The 20,414-nt window shown below is 60.7% G+C and carries 14 protein-coding genes; 3 read left to right on the top strand and 11 right to left on the bottom strand.

The features are described from left to right. Positions 1-8: 8 nt before the first annotated feature. From HU811_RS01765 to HU811_RS01730, 8 genes are all read right to left on the bottom strand, one after another. A complete protein-coding gene (locus tag HU811_RS01765) occupies positions 9-281 on the bottom strand; it encodes a MoaD family protein (protein WP_092397796.1) in 273 nt (90 codons plus the stop codon). Between the two features lie 71 nt (positions 282-352). Further along, complete coding sequence (locus tag HU811_RS01760; protein WP_092397794.1) at positions 353-760, bottom strand: M67 family metallopeptidase; 408 nt, start codon at positions 758-760, stop codon at positions 353-355. Between the two features lie 21 nt (positions 761-781). Next, positions 782-1,954, bottom strand: a complete 1,173-nt coding sequence (moeB, locus tag HU811_RS01755; RefSeq protein ID WP_186653506.1) for a molybdopterin-synthase adenylyltransferase MoeB — start codon at positions 1,952-1,954, stop codon at positions 782-784. 209 nt (positions 1,955-2,163) lie between these two features. Continuing rightward, positions 2,164-4,686 carry a prodigiosin MAP biosynthesis aminotransferase PigE gene (pigE, locus tag HU811_RS01750; protein WP_186653695.1) on the bottom strand — a complete coding sequence of 841 codons (2,523 nt, stop codon included), beginning with the start codon at positions 4,684-4,686 and terminating at the stop codon, positions 2,164-2,166. Between the two features lie 23 nt (positions 4,687-4,709). Continuing rightward, positions 4,710-7,124, bottom strand: a complete 2,415-nt coding sequence (locus HU811_RS01745; RefSeq protein ID WP_186653504.1) for a decarboxylase — start codon at positions 7,122-7,124, stop codon at positions 4,710-4,712. A 20-nt stretch (positions 7,125-7,144) separates the two neighbouring features. After that, entirely contained in the window at positions 7,145-8,428 is a 1,284-nt protein-coding gene (locus HU811_RS01740) for an MFS transporter (protein WP_186653502.1), read from the bottom strand. Then, entirely contained in the window at positions 8,425-9,465 is a 1,041-nt protein-coding gene (locus HU811_RS01735; RefSeq protein ID WP_186653693.1) for a methyltransferase, read from the bottom strand. The genes HU811_RS01740 and HU811_RS01735 overlap by 4 nt, the downstream gene beginning before the upstream one ends. 10 nt (positions 9,466-9,475) lie before the next feature. Next, positions 9,476-11,467, bottom strand: coding sequence for a TonB-dependent receptor (locus HU811_RS01730; RefSeq protein WP_186653500.1), 1,992 nt, complete (start codon positions 11,465-11,467; stop codon positions 9,476-9,478). A gap of 157 nt (positions 11,468-11,624) precedes the next feature. Here HU811_RS01730 and HU811_RS01725 point away from each other — a divergent pair, with 157 nt between their 5' ends. Together HU811_RS01725 and HU811_RS01720 are read left to right on the top strand one after the other, a co-directional pair. Continuing rightward, a complete protein-coding gene (locus HU811_RS01725; protein ID WP_092397782.1) occupies positions 11,625-12,590 on the top strand; it encodes a helix-turn-helix domain-containing protein in 966 nt (321 codons plus the stop codon). A gap of 282 nt (positions 12,591-12,872) precedes the next feature. After that, entirely contained in the window at positions 12,873-13,871 is a 999-nt protein-coding gene (locus HU811_RS01720; RefSeq protein ID WP_437179480.1) for an acyltransferase family protein, read from the top strand. Positions 13,872-13,938: 67 nt separating this feature from the next. Here HU811_RS01720 and HU811_RS01715 read toward each other — a convergent pair whose 3' ends face one another. The 3 genes from HU811_RS01715 to HU811_RS01705 all read right to left on the bottom strand — a co-directional run bounded on the left by HU811_RS01715 (position 13,939) and on the right by HU811_RS01705 (position 18,262). After that, the gene (locus HU811_RS01715) at positions 13,939-16,047 is read right to left on the bottom strand and encodes a TonB-dependent siderophore receptor (protein ID WP_186653495.1); all 2,109 of its coding nucleotides are present in this window, start codon (positions 16,045-16,047) and stop codon (positions 13,939-13,941) included. 167 nt (positions 16,048-16,214) lie between these two features. Next, complete coding sequence (locus HU811_RS01710) at positions 16,215-17,984, bottom strand: sodium:solute symporter family protein (RefSeq protein ID WP_186653492.1); 1,770 nt, start codon at positions 17,982-17,984, stop codon at positions 16,215-16,217. An 11-nt stretch (positions 17,985-17,995) separates the two neighbouring features. Continuing rightward, positions 17,996-18,262, bottom strand: coding sequence for a DUF4212 domain-containing protein (locus HU811_RS01705; protein WP_092397776.1), 267 nt, complete (start codon positions 18,260-18,262; stop codon positions 17,996-17,998). A 248-nt stretch (positions 18,263-18,510) separates the two neighbouring features. On the opposite strand from HU811_RS01705, the gene HU811_RS01700 reads away from it, so the two are divergent. Continuing rightward, positions 18,511-20,307 (top strand): methyl-accepting chemotaxis protein, encoded by a 1,797-nt coding sequence (locus tag HU811_RS01700; protein WP_186653489.1) that lies wholly within the window; start codon positions 18,511-18,513, stop codon positions 20,305-20,307. The last annotated feature ends 107 nt before the right edge of the window (positions 20,308-20,414 follow it).

The following is a 20,414-nucleotide window of genomic DNA, read 5'->3' as shown; positions in this document are numbered from 1 at the left end:
GTCCTGCCTCAACCGCCGGCCACGGCCGGGAGAATGGTGAGGCTATCGCCGGCCTTGAGTACCGTGGCGAGGTTGTCGACAAAGCGGATGTCGTCATCGTTGACGTAGATGTTCACGAAACGATGCACCTGGCCATCGCCGATCAGCCGTTCCTTGACCCCCGGATACTGTTTTTCCATGTATTCGATAACGTCAAGAACGGTCTGACCCTGAACTTCAATACGCTTTTGATCCTGGGTGAAAGTGCGCAATAAAGTTGGCACCGTGACAAAAATCGACATGCAGAACTCCCTGAGCTTTAAACAGCCCTTTGACCATTGATTATTGAGTGGAGCGGTATCGCTTATAACTTTCAGTGCACCACGCAAATACGCTCTTCGGTCACTTTGTTATTGATGATTCGAAAACTTCGCACGCACTCGGCAACCGCCGCCAGTGTTGAAACAATGACGTAATGCACCGAAGCATCACCGGCATAACGCACATCCTCGGCGCTCGGATAAGCGACACTGGCGGTATGAGAGTGATAGATCACCCGACACTCCTCGTCTCGCTCGTCCAGCGCTCGCCAGACCGCCAGTTGTTGCCTGGGATCGAAACTGAAGAACGTGGGCGAACGGGCGGCGTTGTCCATGGGCACCAGGCGTTCGGCGGTACGAACGCCTATGGGTGCGGCGACGATCCCGCAGGTTTCCAGCGGATGATCCCGCCGCGCCTGCTCCAGCATGGCTTCCAGCAGGCCGGCACGAATACTCAGCATTATCGCTCCTCATCTTCAGGCTCAATAGGCCGGCAACGCTGGCTCGACATCCCGAACCCAGGCCAGCACGCCGCCATCGAGGTTGCGTACGTTGCTGAAGCCTCGCCGTTGAAGCTCAAGCAATACCGCTTTCGAGCGCGCGCCGGTCTTGCAGTGCAGGACCAGGTTGGCGTGCTTGCCGAACCGGGTTTCGATCAGCTCTGCTGTCTTCGGCCCCTTGGGCATGTGCTGGGCGCCATGGATCCGCACGATGTCCCATTCGGTGCGGTCACGCACATCGATCAACAACACGTCCTGACCGCTTTCGCGCAATACCTGCAATTGCCTGGCGCTGATCGAAGGGATGTCTGAATCCTGCACGCCGTGGGGCGCGCTCAGGCCGCAAAAGGCCTGGTAATCGCTCAGGCCCGTGATGGGCTGACGACCCGGAGAGCGCCGCAGCGGCATCTGTCGGTAGGACATGTCCAACGCGTCGTACACCATCAGGCGCCCCAGCAGGCTATCGCCGATGCCGGTGATCAGCTTGATCGCCTCAGTGGCCATGATTGCGCCGATGGACGCACACAAAATGCCCAGCACCCCACCTTCGGAACAGGATGGTGCCAGCTCGGGCGGAGGCGGCTCGGGATACAGGTCGCGGTAGTTGAGACCGACGCCGCCAGGGGCGCTTTCCCAGAACACCGAGGCCTGGCCTTCGAAGCGGAAGATCGACCCCCAGACGTAGGGTTTGCCGGCCAGCACACAGGCATCGTTGACCAGGTAGCGGGTGGCGAAATTGTCAGTGCCATCGAGGATAAGGTCATATTGGCTGAACAGTTGCACCGCGCTTTGCGGTTCCAGTCGCTCTGTGTGACGTTCGACTTTTACATAGGGGTTCAGTGCGTTGATCGCCTCGGCGGCACTGTCGACCTTCAACTGGCCCACCGTGGCAACCCGATGGATCACCTGGCGCTGCAGGTTGGACTCGTCCACCCGGTCGAAATCGATGATACCCAGGGTACCGACACCGGCCGCCGCCAGGTAAAGCAACGCCGGCGAACCCAGGCCTCCGGCACCGATGACCAGTACTTTGCTGCTCTTTAAACGACACTGCCCTTCCACGCCCACATCAGGAATCAACAAGTGTCGACTATAACGGGTTATTTCTTCGTTACTTAGGCTCGAAACAGCAGCGACAAGCGGAGGAAGTTTCATGTTTAATACCTGTTACTGAATGTAAGTAATTCTCATGCAGGCTCTTTGATTAATCAATTCAAAGGCCTTTGAATTTCATATGCGCAAGGTCCGTTTTCGTATGCATTTAGAACGGCCACTCTGCGATAAGCAGTTCATCGACAGCAGGAATCGACGGGGTGTATCGCAACAGATAAACAAAAGCCCTCTTTCAAGGGCTCGTGCGGGCGTCAGGCGAGGAAGGTCGACATGTCCTCGCACACGGCACTGAAGGCTTCGACAAAATGCTGTGCTTCGGCGTCATTGAGCACCAGTGGAGGCTGGATGCGCATGACCCGGTTGTTGTTGGCGGTGACAAAGGTCAACACACCGTGCTCCCGGGACAATTTGCTGACGAAACGCAAAACGAACATCTCCTCGAAGTTTTTCTCCACCTCACAGATGGCCTCCTCGATATGCCGTTTGGCTTTACCGGAGAGCATGCGATAGGTGCCCGCCGCATTGCCCGGAATGCGGCTGGCGAACTCACGCACGAAGGCCTCGACGCCGCCTTTGAAGCTGTATTCGAACTCAATGGCGATCATCAACCCGACGCCGCGCACTTCACGAATGAACGGGTACGGACTGACCGCCTCTTGCAGGGCCTGCTTGAGCTGCCCACCGACCCGGGCGGCGTTGCCGGCCAAGTCTTCTGCGGCAATCACCTCAAGCGTCGCCAGAGCCGAAGCCGACGCAAAGTTGCCGCCGCCGAAGGTCGATGTGTGCAACGCAAAGGTGTCGATGCTGCCATAGGCACGGTCCCACAACGCCGCGCTGGACAGCGTCGCGCCGATGGGCACCGCACCGCCAGACAACGATTTGGACAGCACCAGGATATCTGGCACCACCGCCTCCCACTCACAGGCGAACAGCTTGCCTGTGCGGCCCAGGCCCGTCTGGATCTCATCGACAATCAACAGGCAGTCGTAGGCGTTGCAAAGTGCGCGAACCTGCTTCAGGTAGCCCTGCGGAGGCACGATCACCCCGCCCTCGCCCTGGATCGGTTCGAGAATAAAGGCGCCGACATCCCCTTGGCGCAAGGCACTTTCCAGCGCCGCCAGATCGCCAAAAGGGATCGAATCGCAGCGCGCCAGCAGCGGCTTGAAAGGGTCGCGGTGCTTGTCTCGCCCGGTGACCGACAGCGCTCCCAGGGTCTTGCCGTGATAGCCGTTGTCGCAATACAGGATTCGAGGTCGCTGCATGGCCGCCATCGCCAGCTTCAACGCCGCCTCTATCGCCTCGGTGCCCGAGTTGCTGAAAAACACCCGATCCAGGTTTCCCGGCGCCAGCTCACTCAGGCGCTGGGCCAGCAGGCTGGTCTGCAAGGGCACCGATACGTACTGGACGAACGTGGGGTATTGCTGTTGCAGATAGGCCTGTAACGCCTGGCTGATGCGCGGATGATTGTGCCCGGTATTGAGGCAGCCGTAGCCGGCGACGAAATCCAGGTAACGGCCACCGTCCAGGTCTGTCAGCCAGCAACCACTGCCGTGGGTGAACACCCGTTCGATGTGGTTGAACTGGTAGAACTCCCTCAGCACCGGGTTGATGTGCTGGTCGAAACAACGCAAGGCTTCGGCCCGCAGGGCAGCCGGTTGATCGGCGGGTTGTTCGACGGTGGTGGGGACTTTCGTGGTCCGATGGAAGCGTCGCAGGGCCTGGAAATCCGCGTCTGTCAGGCGCTCGCCATAAGAGGCCATGGGCGACGGCGAGAAACCATGCAGTTCAGCGATGCGGCCAATTTCCAGTACCCGCTCCTCGGGTAATTCGCGACCGATGGAAAACGCTTCGGCTCGCCCCTCCAACGCCAGCACCAAGGTTTCCGCCAGGCAGCCATTGAGGAATTTTTTCGGCGCCACCCCCAGGGTTTCAGTGCCGAAACGCAAGTCGGCGCTGGCCGACACCAGACCGCCGTCGATGATCAGGATGTCCTGGCGGTCTTGATGAAACGGCAGTACATCCCGGGGCAACGCAGCGTCCACCACCACGGCCCCAGGCGCGAGCCGATAGGGGTCGATCACGCCGCCGCTGGACGTCGCCGCGACGTAAAAACGTACGTGTTTGTAGCAACTGTCGATATCGGTCGTGAGCTGCACCTGGCCGTGGAACTGCGCCGGCAGCCAAGCCAGGCTGTCACGGCCCTGCTGCGCGCTACCGCGATGCACCAGGCGCAGGCGGCAACCGTCGCCGGCCAGTAGCTTGGCGATGACCAGAGCAATCGAACCGGGGTAACCGACCACCGCCACTTCACTGTCTTGCGGCGCCACCTCCAGTCGGGCCATGGCCTCCAGCACGTTCTTGTAGGCGGCGTAGGCGGTCAACGAGTTCCCGGTGGTGACCGGTACGCCGCTGCGGTCGAGGGTCTGCAACCCGCGGTTGCCGACAATCGCCGTGAAGCCACCGAGGCCGACCAGTTGCGCGCCCTGCTCCTGCAGGCTGTGCACGCCTTCGAGCACCCGTGCGGCGATGGTTCGCGGCTGGCTGAGCATTTGCTCCGCGGTCAGCGGCAGGTAATGCAAGATGCCCTCGCACACCGCGCCGCTGGCGCTGACGATGCGCCCGAAGTCAGCGAACGGCACCAGATTGCGTGACTTCCAGAGCTGAGCCTGATACCCGCGGTCTTGCTCAGCGAGCGTGCGGTCCAGCAGGTCGATGATCTTCACCTGGCGTTGCAGGGCAATGGAGGTCGGATGGGCGATGAAGCCGAATTTCATGGGGGTATGTCCTTGGCGAAGGTTCATTGACGGTTCCAGGCGGTTTCGGAGACCAGGCTCAAACCGTCGCCCTCCGAGTTATGGGCCAGCAACACGTCGAAGATGTTCAGTTGTCCGGGTTGCGACAGGGCTTGGCGCAGGGCGGCTTCATCAAAGTTGACCAAGCGTTCGCGGTGCACGCTGATGGCGCCGATCCGTTCCATTGGCGCAGCCACTGCCCCGGCGCTGGTCACCGCAACTTGCTGGGCGCCGTTGTGGGCATAGCGTTTGTCGAGGTACGTCTGGATCAGCGACAACACGCCATTGGTGAGGTAGAAAAGACTGACGTTGCGCTGGTTCGCGCACGGGTCCTCGGCCAGCGCTTGCGCCAGGCGTGCCTCGATATCCGGCACCAGGGCCCGAGCGCCATCGCCCACGAACGCCAGGACATTGCCCTCGGCGGTCATGGCGATATAGGGCAAGGCCATCAGCGCATCCCCCATCAACGCCCGTCCATACCACCCGGAAAATCCCGGGTCAGTGCGTGGCACGTTACGCACCGCCGAAATACCGCAACGGCCGACATCGTAGACGCCGATGTAGCGATACCCCTGATGCTCGATCAGCTCGCGTACCAGATGGCCGAGCCGATGGAAAAAGTAGTTGGCGGTCATGGGCAGGGTCTCGATGTGATCCGCCGCCACGGCTTCGCTACGTTGCGCAATCTCGCGGAGCTTGTCGCGCCGCAACGCGAGCACTTGGGGTTCGACCTGTAGCCCGCGCTCGATATGGTCCAGGAACGCATCCAGCGGCACATCCAGCGCCAAATCGGTGAACGGTGAAAGATGCCGCGGTTCATGATTGACCTGCACCACCCGCAATTGGCGCTTGAGCTTGCCTTCGGAGAATGGCGTGGCAGCCTGGTCGACCTTGCCCTTGAGAAAGAACACGCAGTGGTCCTGGGCCCCGTTCAACTCATGCTCGCAATGCATGAACTGGTACACCCGCCGGCTGAATCCATACAGAGACAATGGCCCAAGGTATTCGGGCACCGCCCGTCCCTCGTGGTAAGGACCGACACTGCCGGGTTGGGTGATGCTGTCCGCCAGGCCGATGGCACCACGCTCGGCCAGGGCATACACGCGCCGACGCTGCTCGGCGCTGAGCTTGCCGCACTGCCATAGCAGGTGCACCGGCTCGCGATTGATCAGCTCCAGGGCCTGGTCCAGCGCGCCGGCCTGCCGCGTGTCGGGGCGCCAGGCCGGTGTCGACATGAGCTCGGGCAGGCGTACGTCCAGCGGCACCTGAGGGCGGGATTCCAGCACCCCCTGGGTGGCCAGGATAAACACCGGCTCGGCTCGTTCGGCGAGCATGGCGAAGGCCTCTTCCAGGCGTGGACCGATTTCCTCGACCTTGCGGATGAAGACTTGGCGCAGCCCCCGGGCCTCGATGACCCGACAGCCGTCGTTGTCCAGATCGTGGGTGCCCTGGAAGGCATACCAGACGTTCTCCGGGCTGTCGGCACAGACGATCAGCCCCGGAGCCCCCAGCCGCTTGAGATTGGCCAGGGTGCCGCGAAACTCATCGATCATGCCCGACGTCACGGCAATCACGTAGGCCCGGCCAAACAACTGCCAGCCGGCCATGGCACTGACCGCCAGGCTGTGTTCGTTGCAGCCGCCCAGGCAACGCACGCCGGTGCCGGCGACGTTCTGCTGCATCGACTGGATCAACCCCGCCACCATCGACCCGGTGTAGGCATGAAAGTCCCAACGCTGCTGCCAGCGACTGCACATGAACCGGGTGATTTCCGTCGCCAGGCTCACCGACAGCAACGGCCCGCTGATCGAGCGCGCCAGCAAACGGTTGAAGTGTGCGTGCTCCAAATGATCGAGGAGGATGCGCAGCAGGTCCGCCCGACGCGCAGCGCGGTCCTGCCCCGCCACACGCAAATGGCGGTTGCCGCCGACCCGGTTCATCCAGCCCGGCAGGGCCGGCAAGGCGCAATACAGCAGCGCCGAATGAGGCGACAGGCGTGACACGGGCGCAGCGGCGATCAATTCATCAAAGGGATCCTCGTCCCCCGCCTCGCTTTGCTGACAAAGATCGAGAATGAACAGTTCGTTGGACAACGGCGGAGCTTGTCGGCGCAAGCTTTGCCGGGCGGCTTGGGGCGAATCGAAGGTCAGCACCCACAAGTCGGGCAGCGCCGCCGCCACGCACGGGTTGCCCTGCAAATACTGCTGGGCCTGGACCATCAAAGTCTCCAGGACAGCTTCGCCGTGGGGCCTGGGGCCCAAGGCACGATGCATCGGCTCGTTGCCTCTGATCGAAAGCGGCCAGTCGGGATTATTTGCCGGAGGCTGCAAACAGGCCTGCAAATAATCGACGACAAATGCCACATCCTCGATCAGAGGCTGCGTCTGGGTAATCAAGCAGATACCTAAGGTTGCCTTCATGGACTCCATTCCTATTGGGTCTAACTTACTTGGGGGGCGGATTCGCCTTTAGCTCGGTCAGCTCGGTTGTCGGGGATACCGGCATCCACCGTGGCCTGGGCTATCGAACGTCGCGCAGCGATCGCCAGTGCACACACGCCGAGCATTGCCAGGCACAGACCGGCAAGCATTCCCGCCGGACCACTGCGATCGAGCAACACGCCGGCACCGATCGGTACCAACAGGCGCGTGAGTACAAAGAGGCTGGCCTGGAGGCCGTAGTCATCAGCCTGGTGGTGACGACGGGAGAAAAACATCATCAGGCCGAACATCAGGCTCGATACCGCGCCCATCGCCATGGCCAGGAGATAAGCCGCCGCCACCAACCACGAGCTCGAGGCCTGGAGCCATACCGCGCCCGTCAAGGCCAGTAACGCCAACCAGGCACCGACCATGAACCACGGGGTCACCCGGGCCGGGCTCAGGCGTTGCACCAGCCTGGCGCCCAGAATGCTCGCCAGGGCGCCGACCACCCCGCCGCCGACGCCGGCAACCCAGGCCACCTGCTGCGCAGGCATCCCCTGGTCCAGCAACAGCGGTTTGAGGTAAAGCCACGCCGCACCAAGAAAGGGGAAACCGCTGAGCAGCAGCCAGATCCAGAGACGTGCGCCGGGCTGCCGGAAAAAACCGGACCAATCCACCAAGGCCGGCCTGCATGCCTGGGGCTCGACAGCATTGCCATCCGCCTCGTGCAAGCGCCCGAGAAACGGCAGGGCCAGTAGCAACCCGGCCGCCATCAACAGAAACGGCGCCTGCCAACCCCAGCGCTGCTGCACCACCAGCATGACCCCAGCGCCCACAATGGCGGCGAGGAACAGCGCCGCCGAACGGATCCCCCCTGCGCGCAATCGCTGCGCTTGCGGCAATAACTTGATGGCCAGGGCGTTGACCGGAATGTCGGCCCAGGTCGCCAGCACGCCAGCAGCGAAGGCCAGACCGAAAAGGACCAGCCGATTGGCGGTGATCGCCTGCTGACTGGCCAACACCAGCAACAGCGCCAGCAGCAGGCACAGCCCCAGTGCCCAAAGGCGATAGTGCCCTTGGGGGGTCCGATAGCGCTGCACGGGCACGGCCAAGAGGAACTTGAACACCGCCGGCAGCCCCGTCAGTTGGAACAACCCGATATCGGTGCCGGACCAACCGTGTTCACGCATGACCAGCGGAAGCCCGAGCAGCAGGTAAATGCTGGGTACTGCGAGGACAAAATGGAGCCAGCCGAACAGCAACTGCAGGCGCCACATGCGCGCGTTTTCCTGACCTTTCATGGGCCACTCCGACGCGCCACTTGCACCGCGACCGGGGCGACGGCAAGGGCCACTTCAGGGTAATGGTCGATATCGACGAAACCGGCCTGAGTCAACGCATCGGCCAGGCCGCCAGCCTGGGTGACCTGACGACCGAGCATTTGCATCGACAGGTAGTAAGGCATGACCCGCCGGGCCAGGTCCGGGTCCAGGGGGACTTCGGCATGGGCACTGACCAGCACGCCACCAGGACGCAATGCGGCATGGATTTTCTCCAGGCTCACGGCCAGGTCCGGGACAAAGTGCAACACTGAAGAACACCAGATCAGGTCATACCCCTCGCCGATGTCATCGTTTGCCAGGTCCCCGCCGCGGACGCTGAGGCGCTGCTGGAGGCCGGCCCTATGGATATTTTCCTCCGCCACGCTGACGGTCTGGGGGAAATCGAACACCTCGCCACTCAACAGCGGGTTATCCCGGACCAAGGCAATCGCTACCAGACCCGGGCCACCCCCCAAGTCCAGGAATCGGCGGGCGTGGGCGAACTCGGGAATCCCTGCCATCAGGCGCAACGCCACCTCTACCGTGACGGCCCGTTGCTCCTGGGCCAATTGCAGACGTGCAGCGGCCGTCCAGTTCTCGATGGTGGTCGCCACGTTCGGCGCCTGCCCGCTGGGCTGACCGGCCCGTACCTGGTCGCCCAACTGCCCGCCGAAATGCCGAAGCCCGCGCAGGCGGAACGTCCACGCATCGCCGCAGTAGTCCGGGGCCTCGGCGCGCAGGTAGTCGTGGGCCACAGCAGAGTTTTGGTAGCGCGGCGGTTGCTGTTGGTCACGGACCAGCAAGGCCATGCTCCATAGCGCTTCCAGCCAATAACCGGTGTTGACCGGGTCGAGTTGCAACTGGCGGGCAATGGTCTGCGCCGTGACAGGCTCTTGCAGCAGGTTGAACAGCTTCCATTCCAGCGCGATGCGCAAGGCGTCGGCGCGCACGCCGGCCAGAGTCAGGTCCCAGTAGGGTTGCAGGGGATGTGGTGTTGCCAGGTCGCTTCCATTCATCATTCGCAGCTCACAGTTCATAGCTCACGCGCAGGCCGATTTCCCTTGGCGGGCTGTAGACCCGCGCGGTGCCGTTCAAATAGCCGACGGCGTCGTAGCGCTTGTCGGCGGCGTTCTTCACGTAGGCACTGAAGCCGTACCGGCCGATGTCATAACCGGCATTGAGGTTGATCAAGCCGTAGCCGCCACGGCTGTACTGGTTGGCCGAGTCCAGGTAGGTCTTGCCGACGACATCCACGCCACCCTGGACCCACCAACCGGCGGGGGCGTCGTAGCGCAGGCTCAGATGGCCGGTGAAGTCGGGGGCGTAGGGATTGCGATTGCCCTGGTAGTCACTGTTGCCGTCGCTGAAACGCTGGAAACGGGTGCGGTTCAGGCCCACGGAGCTGACCAGCGTCCAGTTGTCAGCGAGAAGGTATTGGGCTTCGAGTTCCAACCCCGTGGAGTGCGCCGACGCCGCGTTGGTGATGTACACCACGCCCGGTTGGAGCAGTTGCTGCACTTGCATGTCGCGCACGTCCATCCAGTACAGCGCCGCCGAGTAACGCAGGCGTCTGTCATCCAGCCAACCCTTGGCGCCGACCTCATACGTCTTGACCTTTTCCGGGTCATAACCGGGGTAATTGGCGGCTCTGGAGAAGGCATTGAAACCTCCGGCGCGAAAACCTTCGGCATAGCTGGCGTACAGGTAGGCATCCGTTTGCCATTCGTATTGCAGTGATACCTTGGGGGTAAAGCGTTGCCACGCCTGGCTCTGGCCACTACCGCCCTGGGGATCTATGCGCACCTTGTCCTGTTCGACGCGGGCGCCGAGAGTCAGGGTCCAACGTTCGGCCAGGGGCATCAGCCACTGGCCGAACAGCGCCGCGGTATTGCCACCCAGTTGCACATCCGTGCGGGACAGGCTGACGGGCAGTTGCTGTTGGTAGGACAGGTCGTGGTCATCGTGGTCCGCATAAACGCCGAGCAACCACGAGTTCTCGTCCCACTGGCCTTCCAGGCGAAATTCCTGGGACAAGGTATTGAAGTGGTAATCACGGGCGACGTGGAAGCGGTCGGCAGGCTGGAAATCGGTGTCTTGGCGAACCCGGTCGTAGAAGTCATTGCGTGCAGTGATCGAGCGCAGCTTCAGGCCCGACTCGAACTCATGCTGCACGTCCAAAGACAGGCTGCGGCCACTGGAATGGTTCCAGCTCGAGGTGCCGGAGCGCACCTGGCGCCGAGATGAATCCGCCGCTCCCCACTGGGCACCGCCGTCGCGATAGTCCTGGCGGCTGTAGCGCAGGTTGACGTCTGTGGCCAACGTGGGCGTCCAGCGCAGCACCATACGGGCACTGTGGCGTTCACGATCATCGGCCTGCCCGCCGCGCCAGTCGTTGTCAACGTAGCCATCGCGCTCCAGCCATTGCCCGGAAACCCCGGCGTACAGCGTGTCCGGGAGCAGCGCGGTACTGGCATCCACGCCCAGGGTGCGCTCGTCGCGACTGCCAGCACCGGCTTCGATCCGGGCATAGGGCAGCGCTTCGGGCTGGCGAGTATGGAGGCTCAATACGCCGGCTTCTGCGTTGCGGCCATACAGAGTCGACTGCGGTCCACGCAGGATTTCGATGCGTTCCACCCCCAACAGGTTGTGGTCAAAGCCCTGCCCCATCAAGGTCGGCACGCCGTCGACCAACATCAGCATCGAGGAGGAAAACGCCGTGGGGCTGGCAGTCAGGCCGCGCACCACCGGCAGGTTCGTGCCCGACTGGCCAAAGGGCTGGAAGGTAAAGCCGGGAGTGGCTCGCGCCAGGTCTTCCAGGTCATGGATGCCGCCCTTGCGCAGGTCTTCACCCGTCAGCACCGACAGACTGGCTGGAACCGTTTCCTGGAGCTGTTCGATTTTGTTCGCCGTCACCGTGACCGGAGCCAGCTCGGTTTGCGCCGCGACGTTCACGGCTGCGCCCAGGCAGCAACCGACGCACAACGTGTAACCGCAGGCTTTCAATACAGGCTTGCCCATCGCACTCCCCATCAATGAATCAGCGACTGCCGCGTTCTTGCGATGGCAGTTGAGATGCAAACATGGTATTGATTAATGCGAATAGTTATCATCTAGTTCATATGGAATCTGGATCAATCCATATGCAAGCCAGAGACAACCAAGGAGGACAATAAAAGTGGCGGCCCTACAGAAGATTTCCCAGTCGTATCGAGTTGCGCCAACGCACTCGCGACTGATCAGCAACGACACCTGTGGCTGGACGCGCCAGCAACTGCCGGGAGAACTGGGTGAGTGCTATTCCGAGCGCTATTTCGTCGATAACGACCTGATGGTGGTGCGCTCGCGCTACCGCCCCACGCGTAATCTGATCGAAGAAACCGTCAGCCCGCACAATCGCCATATGCTGGTCATCACGTTCGGCATGCAAGGCGACTCCGGGTACAAGGGCGCCGACGGTTCGGCGGTGTCGTTCCGAGCCGGCTACACCACCATCACGTCGTTTCAACTGAGCCTCGGCGAGCGCTGCTACGAAGCCGGCACGACCGTCTCCCAGCTCAGGCTGCTGATCGGTGAAGGCATGCTCAACCGATACATCGGTGAGCAGCGCACCCGCCAGTTACTGGGCAACGGCAATGTGCGCCAACTGGCCTTTCAGAAAACCTCAGCCACCAGTGCCAGCCACGCCACCGCCTTGGCACGCTATCTCAACCAGGGTGCGACCGGCGCGCTGGACATGCACATCCACACCCTCTGCCTGCTGTCCGAGCAGTTGAAACTGCTGAGCCCGCCCACCTGCATTCAGAACCCGCAATTCAGTGCCAGCGACATCGAAAAACTCGACCAGGCACGGGACATCATGATCGAGCAAATGGACCAGCCGCTGACCATTCCCTACCTGTGCGCCGCAGTCGGGCTCAACGAATTCAAGCTCAAGGAAGGCCTGCACTACCGCTTCAACTCCACGCCACACCGGATGCTTCACGAGATCCGCATGCGCAAGGCCTACACGCTGCTTGAAAGCGGTTGCCAAGTCGCGCAGGCGGCTTACAAGGTTGGCTACAAATTCCCGAATAATTTCAGCGCCGCATTCACCCGGTTCTTTGGCAAGTCGCCGAAAACGGTATTTGGCAAGCGTCGTTGAGTTTGCCCTGGCGCCTGGATGATTCAAGGCGCCAAACCGCTGCCTCCCCGTTTCGATGATACAAGTCCTTGGATTCCTGTGGTTAGTTCCACCGTCATTGCGAGCAGTTCGCTTCCAAAGGGGGAGCAAGCCTGCTCGCGATGGCGGTCTGGCTGAGACAACGATGTCATATCTGCCAATTTCCCCCACTCCCCCGTCGCCACCGCGCAATCCTCTGTTCACCGGCCATAAAGCCACATAAGTTACCGCGCAAAGAATCAACTCTGACTAAGGATGAGAGGCTTGGGGGGTTATCGGTTGCTGCTGGCCATGCTCGTGGCGATTTCGCACATGGGCGTGATGTTCATGGGGTTCAACCCCGGCGTTGTTGCCGTGGTGTCGTTTCTGATTATCAGCGGTTTTGTGATGACGCCCTTGATCGACAGGAGCTACAACGTCCCAGGGAAAATCGGTCTGTTCTATCTTGACCGCCTGTTGAGACTTTACCCGCAGTTCCTTCTGTATTTCGTTCTCTCCTGCATGGTGATTCATTTTCTGCTGCCGGGCTCCCCACAGGCGGCGGCGCTGACAATCGAAAACATCGCCACCAGCCTGCCCATCGTGCCGCTGGGTTTCTACATGTTCGGCGTCACTGTGCCCGAGATCCTGCCACCGGGCTGGTCTCTGGGGCTGGAGATGTGCTTTTACCTGCTGATCCCGTTCCTGATCCTTTATAAGGCCCGAGGCATTGCGTTCGCGGTGTCCGTAACGGTTTTCCTGGTCGCCTCGCTGGGCTACGTCAACACCGACATCTATGGCTACCGTCTACTGCCGGGCGTGTTGTTCATCTTTCTGTGCGGCAGCTACCTGTACCACGCCCAGGCCAAAGGACGATGGCTCGCGTCCATCACCACGGTCGTGGCAGCACTCATGTTCCTGGCCATTGTTGTCGGGTTTATTCCCCGCCGCCCCTTCAACGCAGAAGTGACCCTGGGCATTGCATTGGGTTTGCCGGCGGTGCATTTGCTCAGCAAGCTCAAGCATCACTGGATGGATGAGCTTCTGGGGAATATCAGCTATGGCGTGTTCCTCAACCATTTTGTGGTGATGTACGTGCTGCGGGCATTCTGGCCGGTTGAGTACAGCGTCTTGATGATTACGCTGGTGCTGGTGTTGTCGCTGGCATTGAGTGGCTTGTCGTATTACTGCGTTGAGCGTCCGGCGCTGAAGCTGCGCCACGCGTTGAGGGCGGGAGCTAAACGTGACATCGCGCAGGTGCCCGTTGGCCGCACGCTGGCGTAGCCGCTGGCCGCCAATAAAAATGCCCGAGACTCAGGTTCCGGGCATTTTTGATTTCAGGACAGCGTACTCAAAACGTCACGCTGGCACTCAGGCGGGCGGTGCGCGGTTCGCCGACATTGACCTGCAGTTGGCTGCCGGTGGAGGACGGGTAGTACTGCTTATCGAACAGGTTGTCCACGTTCAGTTGCAACGAGGTCTTGTGCCCGAACACCGGCGACTCCCAGCGCAGGAACGCGTCGGCCACGGTGTAGCTGCTGAGCCAGAAATCGTTGGCGTTGTTGGCGGCGCGCTCGCCGACGTAACGTGCACCGGCGCCGGCGTGCCAGGCGCCGAATTCGGCAGGCACGTTCAGGTGGTGGGTCAGGTATAGGCTTGCGGTGTGTTTGGGGGCGTTGGCCAGGCGGTGACCTTCGTCATCCGGATCGTCGAGGATTTCCGTGTGGGTGTAGGCGTAGGTGCCGATCAGATCCCAACGCTCGGCCAGGCGCCCAGTGATGTCGAGTTCCAGGCCTTGGGAGGCGACTTTGCCGGCGGCTTCGGAGACTTCGTCAACAGTGGTCACCACGTTCTTTTTAACAATGTCGAACAGGGCGAGGTTGATGTTCAAGCCTGGCAATGGATCGTACTTGGCGCCGATTTCATAGCTGCGGCCCTCTTCCGGTTTGAAGGTGGCAAGGTTTTTATCGACGGTATCGTTAGGCTTGAAGGACCGGCTGTAGTTGCCATAAAGCGACAATTCCTCGGTGGCTTTATAGACGAGGCCCAGAAATGGGACAAAAGCATCGCCGTTATCGTCGCGAACGTGGACGCGCTTGAGCATGCCTTGGTCGGCGTATTGATCGTAATGCTGGTAACGGCCCCCAAAGACCAGGATCCAGCGGTCATCCAGGTGCCAGTTATCCTTGAGATACATCGAACTGGAAGTCAGTTTGTTGCTCAAGTTGCTTTGCGGCGCATTTACCGTGCTTGGCTCCCCCAGACCACCGTACACCGGTGCCGCAGGGTCAAAGCCTGATTGATATGCTCCGCGGTAGGTTTTGCCACGGAATTGATCGGACACTTGATTGTCGACGCCGATCAACAGGTCATGACGCTGACCGAATAGCTCCTGCCTGCCCATGAAATCCCAACTGGCGTAGCGGGTTTCATCGTCATAGTGCGCGCCGTTGGCGGCACGCTGGAAAACTCCGTTCGACAGCCGCGGCTGCGCAATCGAGAGACTGTACCGGTCGTTGTTCCACCCGTAGGTCACACGAGTTTTCCACGCTTCACTCAATTCATACTCGAACCGGGCTGTGGCCGTTTCGCGAATTCCCACGCTTTTGGCCCAAGGCTCATCAAGGCGCTTGTTGTAATCAATGTCGGCCGGATGCCCATTGGTGAACACCGTGCCGCGGTCAAACGGATTGGAATATTCGTTGTACTCATAACTGAGGTTCAACGAGGCTCGCTCGCCCGTCCAGGCCAGGGACGGCGCCACCAGCGTGCTCTCATTGACGCCATAGTTGCGCCAATAATCCTCATGCCCACGCTCGGCAACCAACCGATACGCCAGGCCGGTATCGCCCAGTGGCCCGGTGGTGTCCAGGGCCATGGTGCCGCCGCCTTCGCTGTAGGCCGAGCCGCTCAGCGTTGTGCTCTGGGTGTATTCGGGTTTCTTGCTGATGACGTTGACCAGGCCGCCAGGCTCCAGCGCGCCGTACAACATCGAGGCTGGGCCCTTGAGCACTTCGACCCGCTCGGTGGTGGCGCTGAAATTGCGCCCCAGGTTCGAACGCACGCCATCGCGCAGGATCGAGCCGTCATCGTTGGTGCCGAAGCCGCGCTTGACCAGCGAATCCCGCGAACCGCCCAGGGTGTTGCCCTGGCTGACGCCGCTGACAAACTTCATCGCATCACCCAGCGAGCGCACCTGATAGTCCGCCAGGGTTTGCTGGGTCACCACATTGATCGACTGCGCCTCTTCCTTGATCGGTACATCGCTTTTGCTCGCCGTGCTGGCTTGCGACGCCGTATAGCCTTCGTCCTGAGTGATGCGACTGCCCTGGATGTCCGTGGTCGGCAGTTCGAGGGTGCCCTGCGCCCACAAAGGGCTTGCGATGAAACAGCAGGACAGCGTTGGCAACACGCGTTTGAAAAAGGCGTTGCGGGTAGCGAGAGGGGTGGAACGATTCAAGACGCAGCACTCACAGAGGGATGTTAATGAGAGAGAATATACTTTGAGAATGATTCCCAGTAAATATTTCTAACGCTTTCCCGCTTGACTCGCCCCCAAAAAAAAGACGCCGGATCACTCCGGCGCCTTTGTTCGTTTCCCACCCTTTTTTCAGGGCTTAGCGCACATCAATGATCGATGGCCGCACCCGCCCCCCTTGGAACCCGGATATCTTCCACCAGGTGCTGAATGTGCTCCGGCGGCGGCGCGGTAAAGCGTGACACCACCACTGCGGCCGCAAAGTTGAAGAGCATCCCCAGGGTGCCGATGCCTTCCGGCGATACGCCCAGCCACCAGTGATCGGCGGTGTTCATCGCCGGATTGATGAATTTGAAGTAGACGATGTAGGTGAATGTAAACGTCAGCCCCACAATCATCCCGGCGATCGCGCCCTCACGATTCATGCGCTTGGAGAAAATCCCCATGACGATGACCGGGAAGAATGAGGACGCTGCCAGGCCGAAGGCAAAGGCCACCACCTGGGCCACGAATGCCGGCGGGTAGATGCCGAACAATCCGGCGATCAGCACCGCCACGCCAGCGGCGATCCGGGCGGCCAGCAACTCTTGCTTTTCAGTGATCCTGGGCATGATGTTGCTTTTGAGCAGGTCATGGGAGACCGATGTGGAAATCACCAGTAGCAACCCCGCTGCCGTCGACAGCGCCGCCGCCAGACCACCAGCGGCAATCAGAGCGATAACCCAGCCTGGCAACCCGGCAATCTCCGGGTTGGCCAGAACCATGATGTCGTTATCGACATATAGCTCGTTAGCCACCGGTGAAACCTGGTTGCTCAGCAGCCGCTGCTCGTTCGCCCCGCGTTCCCCCGTGAAGCTCGGCGCGCCGACCAGGGCTGCCCCCGGGCCATACTGGATGATGCCGTCGTTGTTCTTGTCCGCCCAGGCGATCAGCCCCGAATTTTCCCAGGTCTTGAACCAGGCTGGCGCTGTGGCATAGCTGACATTGGGAATCGAGGTCAGCAGGTTGGTACGGGCGAAAGCCGCTACAGCCGGTGCGGTGGTGTAGAGGATGGCGATGAACAGCAACGCGTAACCTGCCGATTTACGCGCATCCCGCACGGTCGGCGTGGTGAAGAACCGCACGATCACATGAGGCAGGCCCGCGGTGCCGACCATCAACGCCATGGTGATGAAAAACACGTCGGTGGTCGATTTGGTGCCATCGGTATAAGCCGTAAAGCCCAGCTCCGCCCCCAGCCCGTTGAGCCGTTCGATCACGCTCTGGCCGCTGCCTGTGACTTCGCTGATGAAGCCCAGTTGCGGGATCGGGTTGCCGGTGATCATCATCGAGATGTAAATCGCCGGCACCATGTAGGCAAAAATCATCACGCAGTACTGCGCCACCTGGGTGTAGGTGATGCCCTTCATGCCGCCGAGTACGGAGTAGAAGAACACGATGGCCATACCGATCATCACGCCGGTGTTGATATCCACTTCCAGGTAACGGGAGAACACGATGCCCACGCCGCGCATCTGCCCCGCCACATACGTGAAGGAAATGAAGATCACGCAGATCACCGCCACCACTCGCGCTGTCTGCGAGTAGTAACGCGCGCCGACGAACTCCGGCACGGTGAATTTGCCGAACTTGCGCAGATACGGCGCCAGACACATCGCCAGCAGCACGTAGCCGCCGGTCCAGCCCATCAGGTAAACCGAGCCGTCATAGCCGGCAAAGGCAATGATCCCGGCCATGGAGATGAACGAGGCCGCCGACATCCAGTCGGCCCCGGTGGCCATGCCATTGAGTACCGGGTGCACGCCTTTACTGGCGACGTAGTATTCACTGGTGGAGCCGGCGCGCGTCCAGATGGCGATACCGATATAGAGTGCAAAGGACGCGCCGACGAACAGGTAGATCAGGGTTTGGGTATCCATGCTCGTCGGCCTCAGTCTTCGTGGACGTCATATTTGCGATCGAGCTGATTCATCTTCCAGACATAGAAGAAAATCTCGAGCACAAACACGTAGATGGACCCCTGCTGGGCGAACCAGAATCCCAGGGGCGTACCGAAGAAGCTGATGGTGTTGAGCTGGTCAACCAGCAATATGCCAAAGCCGAACGACACCAAGAACCAGATTGCCAGCAATGCCAGCATCCAGCGCAGGTTTTCCGTCCAGTAGGCACGCGCAGCCTGTTGTTTTTGAGTGGACATGAAAATCAACTCCCGTTGTTTTTATTGTTTTCCACTCAAACCGTAGCAGTCGCTGGGCAGAGCGCTAGTACGACTTTCGTCTACCTTTACCGCCCTGGATATTGACTTCTCCATTCCGCCATCAGCAGGACGGATTAAAAACCGTTGAAAGCCCCGACGTGATATCAAATCGCCCTATCGCGCTAAAGCTTTGGCGCTCGCGGTCGAATGTATGCCATCGAAGTAATTTTTTACCCCGGGAGCAACGGATGCAGACGTTAAAGGCCTTGTACGAGTCTATCGAGATGCGGTTTTTCGATACGCTCACCAAAAAGCTCTCGAGCCTTTTCCTGCTGGTCGTGGTCAGTGGCTTGCTTTACTGGGTGGCCCTCAGTGCCCGCGCCGACATTGTGCTGCAGTTGCACACCGCGCAACTGGACCCCGCACTACTGGGGCAAGTCGAGGGCCGGCTCGACAGTCTCACCCATGCCCTGCTCTTCGGCGCGCTGCTGACGCTGTGCATGATCAGCTTCATGGTCTGGTACTTTCGCCACCTGATCGTGCGTCCTGTCACGGCCATGACCAAGGCTCTCGAGGAGATCGCCAGCGGCGAAGGCGACCTGTCCAAAGACCTGCCCTTGGTGACCCACGACGAAATCCGCGTGCTGGCCGACACCTGCAACCGCTTCCTGGCCAAGCAGCGAGAGATCATCAGTAACGTCCAGGCGCTGACTGTGCACATTGCGGTCGAATCGGCCCGCTCGTTGAAAAACATCAGCGACTCCAGCGACAGCGCTACCCACCAGGCCCGCTTCGCCAAGGAAGTGATGGATCAGAGCAACACCGCGGTGGGCCGCATCGAAGAAGTCTCGCGCCAGACCCAAGGCATTTCCAGCACCACCGCCCAGAACCTGAGCATGGCCCGCGACTCCTATGCCGAACTGCTGGAAGTGACAGGCAACATCAGTGAAATCTCCAGCAGCCTTAGTGAATTCGCCACGTTGGTAGGCGCCCTGAATCAACGATCATCGAGCATCAAGTCCATCGTTGGGCTGATCCAGCAGATCTCTGCCCAAACCAACCTGCTGGCCCTCAACGCGGCCATCGAAGCCGCACGGGCTGGTGAAAGCGGCCGGGGTTTTGCCGTGGTGGCCGATGAGGTGCGCACCCTGGCGCAGAATGTCAGCCGGGCCACCGACGATATCTCGCGCAACATCGACGCCATGCTCGAAGAAGTCAGTTCCACCCATGAGCAGACCAACCAGATCAGCCATAGCGCCCGGGAAACCCAGAAAGTCGTGGAGCGTGCCTCGGGCCATTTCGAAAGCATGATCGGCGATTTCGAATCCACCAATGGCAAGTTGGCCGATATCGCGTCCCATATCCAGCTTTTCGCCGAATCCAACACGGGCATCAACGAACGGGTCACGCAGATCCATGCCGACAGCCAGTCGATTGACCAGCGCATGCAGCATTCGGCAACAGCGACCCGTGACCTGTCCGGGGTCGCTGAAAAGGTCCAGGCATTGTTGGGCCGGTTTGTGCTCGGCCATGGCAAGCTGGATGCCGCCATCACCCGGGCCAGCCAGTGCCGCGACAGCCTGCAGGCCCAGCTGGAGGCGCTGCAGCAGAATGGCCTCAACCTGTTCGACCAGAACTACCAACTGATTCCCGGCACCGATCCCAAGCAATACATGACCAGCTACACCGAGCGTTTTGCCCAAGTCTGCCAGGAAGAATGCGACAAACTCACCCGTAGCACCCCGGGCGGTAAGGTCTCATTCATCGTCGACACCAAGGGTTATTGCCCGGTGAACAACAGCTGGGTATCCAAACCACCGACCGGTGACCGCGCCGTCGATCTGCCGGTATGCCGCAACAAGCGAATCTTCAACGACCCCATCGGCCTGCGCGCAGCGGGCAACACCCAGCGCTTCCTGCTCCAGACCTACCTGCGCGATACCGGGGAAATCATGACCGAGATCGACGTCCCGTTCTTCTTCAACGGCCGCCATTGGGGCAACTTGCGGGTCGGGTTCGATGCGGCGGTGTTGTTGGCGGAGTAATGCATTGCACCGGGTTCCCGCGGGATGCAAATCCCGAGACCGCCTCAAAACACCTGTGAAATTTTGAGACCACACCAAAAACAACTGTGGGAGCGGGCTTGCTCGCG

Source organism: Pseudomonas tehranensis (assembly GCF_014268615.1).
Lineage (GTDB): Bacteria > Pseudomonadota > Gammaproteobacteria > Pseudomonadales > Pseudomonadaceae > Aquipseudomonas > Aquipseudomonas tehranensis.
This window is presented reverse-complemented; position numbering and strand designations above follow the sequence as displayed.